The 6,764-nt window shown below is 70.0% G+C and carries 5 protein-coding genes; 1 reads left to right on the top strand and 4 read right to left on the bottom strand.

Annotation, left to right across the window (positions count from 1 at the left end; translation table 11 throughout):
- Nucleotides 1-130 precede the first annotated feature (130 nt).
- Nucleotides 131-1,771 (bottom strand): MFS transporter, encoded by a 1,641-nt coding sequence (locus G6R24_RS16590; protein ID WP_225438627.1) that lies wholly within the window; start codon nt 1,769-1,771, stop codon nt 131-133.
- A gap of 199 nt (nt 1,772-1,970) precedes the next feature.
- Between G6R24_RS16590 and G6R24_RS16595 the strand changes: the two genes are divergently transcribed.
- The gene (locus tag G6R24_RS16595) at nt 1,971-2,627 is read left to right on the top strand and encodes a TetR family transcriptional regulator (RefSeq protein ID WP_217451585.1); all 657 of its coding nucleotides are present in this window, start codon (nt 1,971-1,973) and stop codon (nt 2,625-2,627) included.
- Between the two features lie 53 nt (nt 2,628-2,680).
- Here the strand turns inward: G6R24_RS16595 and G6R24_RS16600 are convergent, their stop codons facing one another.
- The 3 genes from G6R24_RS16600 to G6R24_RS16610 form a co-directional block, all read right to left on the bottom strand.
- Nucleotides 2,681-4,951, bottom strand: a complete 2,271-nt coding sequence (locus G6R24_RS16600; protein WP_217451586.1) for an MMPL family transporter — start codon at nt 4,949-4,951, stop codon at nt 2,681-2,683.
- Nucleotides 4,952-5,368: 417 nt separating this feature from the next.
- Nucleotides 5,369-5,923: a TetR/AcrR family transcriptional regulator gene (locus tag G6R24_RS16605; RefSeq protein ID WP_163550149.1), complete on the bottom strand. Its 555-nt coding sequence runs from the start codon at nt 5,921-5,923 to the stop codon at nt 5,369-5,371.
- 226 nt (nt 5,924-6,149) lie between these two features.
- The coding region (locus tag G6R24_RS16610) for a TetR/AcrR family transcriptional regulator (RefSeq protein ID WP_163550150.1) at nt 6,150-6,764 on the bottom strand (615 nt) is incomplete at its 5' end.

Raw genomic sequence — 6,764 nt, forward strand, 5'->3', positions numbered from 1 at the left:
CGCGGGAGATGGCCCGGACCGGCGGGCGGTGACCCCCGGCAAAGAAGGGCGCGGAGACGGAACGAGGACGGGCCCGGCGAGGTGGCGGGCCCGTCCCTCGTGATGTGACATGAGCCAGCCGGCGGCGAGGTCAGCCGGCGGCGAAGGCGCCGCTGTCGGTGGGACGGCCGCTGGCGCGGATGAACGGGGCGGCGCACGCGCCGATCAGGGTGACGATCGCGCCGACGAGCAGTGCGACGTGCAGGCCGGACATGAACGCGGCATGCGAACCGGCGGCCAGCGCCTCACCGACACCGGCGGACGTGCCGGGCGGCGGTGTGAGGGCGACACCCTGGCTGACGGTCTCGGCCGAGTCCGCGAGCCGGGTCGCCAGCCGCTCGGGCGTGCCGGCTCCGACGAGCTTGTCGACGAGGACACCGCTGATCCGGGCGGTCAGGATCGAGCCGAGCACCGACGTCCCGATGGCGCCGCCGAGCTGCATCGCGGTGCTCTGCAGGCCACCGGCGACCCCGGACAGTTCCAGCGGGGCGTTGCCGACGATCGCCTCGGCCGAGGCGACGGCGACGAACGCGATCCCGAGGCCCAGCGCCAGCAGCGACGGCCACAGCCGCAGGTAGGACGAGTTCGCGTCCAGCTGCGTCAACCCGAACAGCGCCGCGGACGTCACCAGCAGACCGAGCCCGATCGGGACCCGCGGGCCGTACCGCGTGGTCAGACTCGCACCGATCGGACTGCCGACCATGAACACCGTGGTGAGCGGCAGCAGCCGCACCCCGGCGCCGACAGCCGAGTATCCGTGCACGTTCTGCAGGTACAGCGTGACGAAGAACAGCACACCGAACATCGCGAAGAAGTTCACCAGTACCAGGACGCTGCCCAACGTCACCGTCCGGTTGCGAAACAGCGACAGTGGTAGCAGGGGCTGGGCGACCCGGCTCTCGGCGAGGACGAACAGCGCCAGCAGGGCGACCGAGCCCCCGAGGAACCCGAACGTCAAGGGGCTGCTCCAGCCCCAGGTCTGTGCCTTGACCACCCCGAAGACCAGGGCGAACAGTCCGCCGGAGAGCAGGACGAGGCCGAGCGGGTCGAAACGCTGCCCGGGCCGGTCGTCCCGGCTCTCGCGCACGACGGCGACGCCGACCAGCAGCGCGATCACGCCGACCGGGACGTTGATGTAGAACACCGACTCCCAGGAGACGTTCTCGATGAGCAGGCCGCCGATGATCGGGCCGGCCGCGATCGAGATGGCGGAGCTCGCTCCCCAGATCCCGATGGCGGAGTTCAGCTTCTCGGCGGGGAACACCGAACGCAGCAGCGCCAGCGTGTTCGGCATCAGCAGCGCGCCGAACACCCCCTGGAACGCCCGCCACAGAATGACCTCGCCGATGCTGCCGGACAGACCGACCAGCAGTGAGGTGAGCGCGAAGCCGATGATGCCGGTGAGGAAGACCTTCTTGCGGCCGAACCGGTCGCCGAGCTTGCCGCCGACGACGAGCAGGACGGCCAGCGCCAGCAGATACGAGTTGGTCACCCACTGCAGGCTTTCGAGGCTGGCGCCGAGGTCACGGGCGATGAACGGGTTCGCGATCGAGACGACCGTGCCGTCCAGCCCGACCATGACCACCCCGAGCGCGACGCTGATCAGCGTCAGCCACGGGTTGGACCGCAGCTTCTCGAACCGCCCGGCCGCCGCCACCCCCGCTTCCGGTGGGCGCGGCGGCGATCCCGACCCGGTGCTCGTGGTGGTGCCTGTGCTGGGAGCTGCGGACACAGCGACCTCCACGTCGACGGCACGCCGTCGCGGTCTGGACAGAAGGGGTAAAAGTGGCATACAATTGCCAGTTAACAGTCAGGTGACAGATTTTGAGCCTACCGTCAGCGGTGCCGGGTGCCAGGCCATGAGGTCGGGAGAGCCCGAGGTCACAGCCCCGCGGCGTGGACTGTCCACAGACAGGGACGGACAAGCGCACATGGCCTCACCAGCACACGTGTCGGTACCGGCGGGCCCCGCCCCGGTGGTGGGCCTGGGACTGCGGGAGCGCAAGAAGGCGCGGACCAGGGAGACGCTCGTCCACGCGGCCGGCCGGCTGTTCGCCGAACGGGGGTACGAGGCGACGACCGTCGAGGACATCGCCGCCGCCGCCGACGTCTCGCCGCGGACCTTCTTCCGCTACTTCCCGGCCAAGGACGACGTGGTCAGCGCGATCTTTCGGTCCGCCGGCCTCGGCCCGCTCGTGGACGCCCGCCCGCCGGCCGAGCCGGCCGCCCGGTCACTGCGGGCCATGGCGTTCCTCGTGCTGCGTGCCTGCGCGGACAACCGGGAGAAGTCCCTGGCCGTGCTGCACATGATCGCGACCCGGCCCGAGTTGCGGGCCCGGTTCGCCGAGGTGCAGCAGGAACGGATCGACGAGCTGGCTGGGCAGGTCGCCCGCCGCCTCGGCGCCCCACCGGATCCGCTGCGGGCCCGGCTGATGGCCAGCTGGACCCTCGCCACCCTTGACGTTCTCCTGCTGGACTGGGCCGCCGGCGGCGGCGGGCCGGACCTGCTCGCCCGCGCCGAGGCGGCCTTCGACCAGCTCGCACCCGCCCTCGCCGAAACGACCACGGACGGCCGGGTCAACCTCTGACCTGGCCGTCCGTGGGCATCGCTACCAGCATTGCGGGTACTGCGGGTGCCCGACTAGCGTCGGCGCGGCCCGGTCTGCTCCGGCTGCTGGTTGAACCAGTCGGCGTCGGGCTGCACGGGTGGGCCATCGGCGTGCTCGCCCGCACCGCCGGTGTCCACGACGATGGCGCCGGTCCGTGCGCCGGTCCGTGCGCCGGCCGGCTCGGACGCGCCCGGCTGGTGGGCGGCGGTGAGGTGGCTGCCCTCAAGGTCAAGGTCGGGCAGGATGCGGTCCAGCGACTTCGGCAGCGCCCAGGCGACATGCCCGCTGAGCTTGAGGATCGCCGGGACCAGCGTCATCCGGACGACGAACGCGTCCACCGCGACACCGACAGCCAGGGCCAGGCCGACGGACTTGATGACCGCGTCGTCACCGAAGATGAAGCTGCCGAACACGGCCATCATGATCAGAGCCGCGGCGGTGATGACCCGGGCGGTGGACGCCATGCCCTCGGTGATGGCATTCGACGGGTCACGGTGGTGCACGTAGTGCTCACGGACCCGGGAGACCAGGAACATCTCGTAGTCCATCGCCAGGCCGAACAGGATGCCGATCAACAGCACCGGCAGGAAGCTGACGATCGGCCCGGGCGACTCGACCCCGAACAGGCTGCCGAAGTGGCCCTGCTGGAAGACGTAGACGGTGATGCCCAGCGACGCGCCGATCGAGAGCAGGAAGCCGACTACCGCCTTCACCGGCACGAGCAGCGACCGGAACACGAGGGTGAGCAGCACCAGCGCCAGGCCGACGATCAGTAGCAGGAACAGGGGCAGCGAGCTGGACAGCTTGTCCGACACGTCGATGTTGGACGCGGTGTTGCCGGTGACGTAGGCACGGCCACCCCGCTCCTTCTCGACCCGGTCCGCGGCCGTTCGGATCGTCTTGACCAGGTCCTTCGTCTCCTGCGACGACGGTCCCGACTTGGGGGTGACGGCGATGATCGCGACGTCGCCGGCCTGGTTCGCGGTCGGCTCGCTGACGGCGGCGACGTCGTCGGCGTCCTTCAGAGCCGCGGCCCCGGTAGCGGCGGCGGCCTTGGCCCCGGTGCTGCCAGGGGTCGAGATCACCAGTGTGAGCGGGCCGTTGAAGCCGGCCCCGAAGCCGTTGGTGAGCAGGTCGTAGGCGCGTCGCTCGGTGGTGGAGGTGGGCTGGCTCGAGTCATCGGGCAGGCCGAGCTTCATCCCGGTGAGCGGGATCGCGAGCACCCCGGCGACCACCAGGCAGGCGACCACGGTCAGCCACGGCTTGGCGGTGACGATGCCGGCCCAGCGGCGACCGAACGGCTGCCGGTTCGCCGCGGCGGCCCTGGCCGTCCGACGGGTCAGCGGCTTGATGCGTCCGGCGTTCACCCGCGGTCCGAGCACGGCGAGCAGCGCCGGGACCAGGGTGAGCGCGATCAGCACGACGACGGCGACGGTTCCCGCGGCCGCCAGACCCATGATGGTCAGGAACGGAATGCCGACCACGGCCAGACCGGACAGGGCGATCACCACGGTGAGCCCGGCGAAGGTCACCGCGCCACCGGCGGTGGCGGTGGCCAGGGCGATCGATTCGTTGATCTCCATACCCTCGGCGAGGTTCTGCCGGTGCCGGGTCAGGATGAACAACGCGTAGTCGATGCCGACGGCCAGGCCCAGCATCAGCGCCAGGACGGGCGCGGTGTCGCTCAGCGAGACGATGCCGGAGAGCGCCTGGATGCCGAGCAGCCCGATCGCGACCCCGATCAGCGCGATCACCATCGGCATACCCGCGGCGACCAGACCACCGAAGGTGATCGCCAGCACGACGAACGCGATGATGATGCCGTAGATCTCGGTGCTGCCCGCGCCACCATCGGTGACGAAGACCCCACCGGAGAAGTCGACCTGGAGCCCGACGGCGCGGAGCTCGTCGGCGATCTTCTGGACGGCGTCCTTCGACTCGTCGCTGACGTTGTCGGCGACGACGGAGTAGCGGATGTCGCTGAACGCGACCCGTCCGTTGTCGCTGACGGTCGCCTTGTCCCAGGTGGTGGCACCGACGACCTCAGGCGCCTTGGCCACCTCGGTGAGTGCCTTCTCGGCCGCCGCCTGGTATCCGGCGTCGGTCACCTTGTGCCCGTCGGGCGCGGCGATCACCATCCGGGCGGTGGCGCCGCCGGTGCCGGGGAACTTCGCGTCCAGCAGGTCGATGGCCTGCTGCGACTCCGTGCCCGGGATCTTGAAGGCGCTGCTCGTCGGGCCGGAGAAGGCCGCGGCGCAGACGGCGATGCCGGCCAGGACCACCACCCAGAAACTGATGACCAATCTTCGTCGTTCGACCGCGAAACGGCCTAGTCGGTGCAGGAACGCTCCCATGCCCACTCCCAATCCCAGCTCGATCGGAGCTGGTCGTTGACCGCCGGCACCAGGGCCGCCGTTCGTTGTCGGGCCGCGGCGCGAGCCACGGCGTCGTGGTTGGTTGTCGGTCGGTCAGGCAAAGATCAACTTAATGGCCATGGGTGTTCATCGCATCACCTAGAGTAATAATTATGGATGCGGACGGTCCCGATGGCAACAAAGTCGGATGTGTCGAACACGACGGACCAACAGGGGATGAACGGATGCGTCCGGGAGCTACCAGGAGTAGCGCCTGTACGGATGCGCCGACCACAGGCTGATCGCCTCGACCGGAGAACATCGCCGTACCCGCCGCGGGTGCGCGCAGGCCGGTCGAGGGCGGTGTCAGGTCGGGCGTAGGACGCGCATCGCGCCGGCGATCAGTTCCTGGCGGGCGAGCTCGGTGAACGTCTCGGTGCCCGGCGATGTGGCGGCCAGGGCGATCGCCCCGATCGCCATCCAGGACCGCAGTCGGGCGGACGGGTCAGGGTCGCGTCCACTGAGCGCGTGCACCAACAGGTCCGTGCGCTGCTCGCTGATGGCGCTTTCCTTGTCGGCCTGGGCCGTGGCGGCCTCAGCCGCCTGTTGGAGCACCATCGTGATCTGCTGCCGGTAACGGATCATCACGTCGACGAAGCCCTCGACCGCACGGTGCGCCACGTCGGACGTCGGCACGTCCTGCAACAGGTCGTTCAGATCGTCGAGCGCGTCCTTGCAGGGCGTCAACAGCTCGACGAAGATCGCTTCCTTGCTGTGGAAGTGGTACAGCAACGAGGCCTTGGAGCATCCCGCCTCCTTGGCGATGTCCTGCAGCGACGTACCCCGAAAGCCCCGCTGACCGAAGAGTCCAAGCGCGGCGTCGAGAAGCTGGCCGTGGAGCACGGCACCCGATCGGGCCATGAGGAGACCTTAACTGTCCGATCGGACAGTTTTGACCGATCGGACAGGAAGGCGACTGGTGTCACACCGGTCAGGGGGTGACCCCACCCCTGGCCTGCCCCTGACCTGCCGTGGCCGTGGCCGTGGGCATGGCCGTGGCCGTGGGCATGGGCATGGTGGCGAGTGTGGCCGCGGGGATGGCGGCTGGCGGTGGTTCGCTGTCCATGCGGACGCGTGGTGCCCGGCGTCAGGGTGTCCTGGCGGGTACCGAGGCGTCCGCGGGCCCCAGGGGGATGGTCCGGGGCGGATGGAGGATGCGCAGCGTGCCGTCGACCAGCTCGCGGCGAAGCCAGGCGGGGGATCCCTCGCTGCCCGGTGACGTGGCGGCCACGACGACGGCGCCGATGGCCATCCAGGACCGCAGTCGGGCCTGCGGGTCGCGGCTGGCGCCGCTGAGCGCCAGCACCAGTCGCTCGGCGCGCTGGTCATTGGTGAGGGTGGGGGCGTCAGCCGAGGCCGCGCTGGTCTCGGACGCCTCCGCCAGCATCAGGGAGATCTCCTGGCGGTACTGGATCACCAGGTCGACGAATCCCTCGACCGCCCGGCGGGCCATCTCGGACGTCGGTACCTGGCGCAACGAGTCGGCCAGCGCGTCGAGCGCGCTCGTGCACGGCGTCAGCACCTCGACCAGGATCGTTTCCTTGCTGGTGAAGTGATACAGCAGGGAGGCCTTGGAGCAGCCGACCTCGCGGGCGATGTCCTGCAGCGAGGTACCCCGGAACCCACGCTGCTGGAACAGCCGCAACGCGGCGTCGAGTAACTGGCCGCGCAGGGCGGCCGCCGATCGAACCATTCCGATACC

The sequence above is a fragment of the Candidatus Frankia nodulisporulans genome (assembly GCF_902806475.1).
Classification (GTDB): Bacteria; Actinomycetota; Actinomycetes; order Frankiales; family Frankiaceae; genus Frankia; species Frankia umida.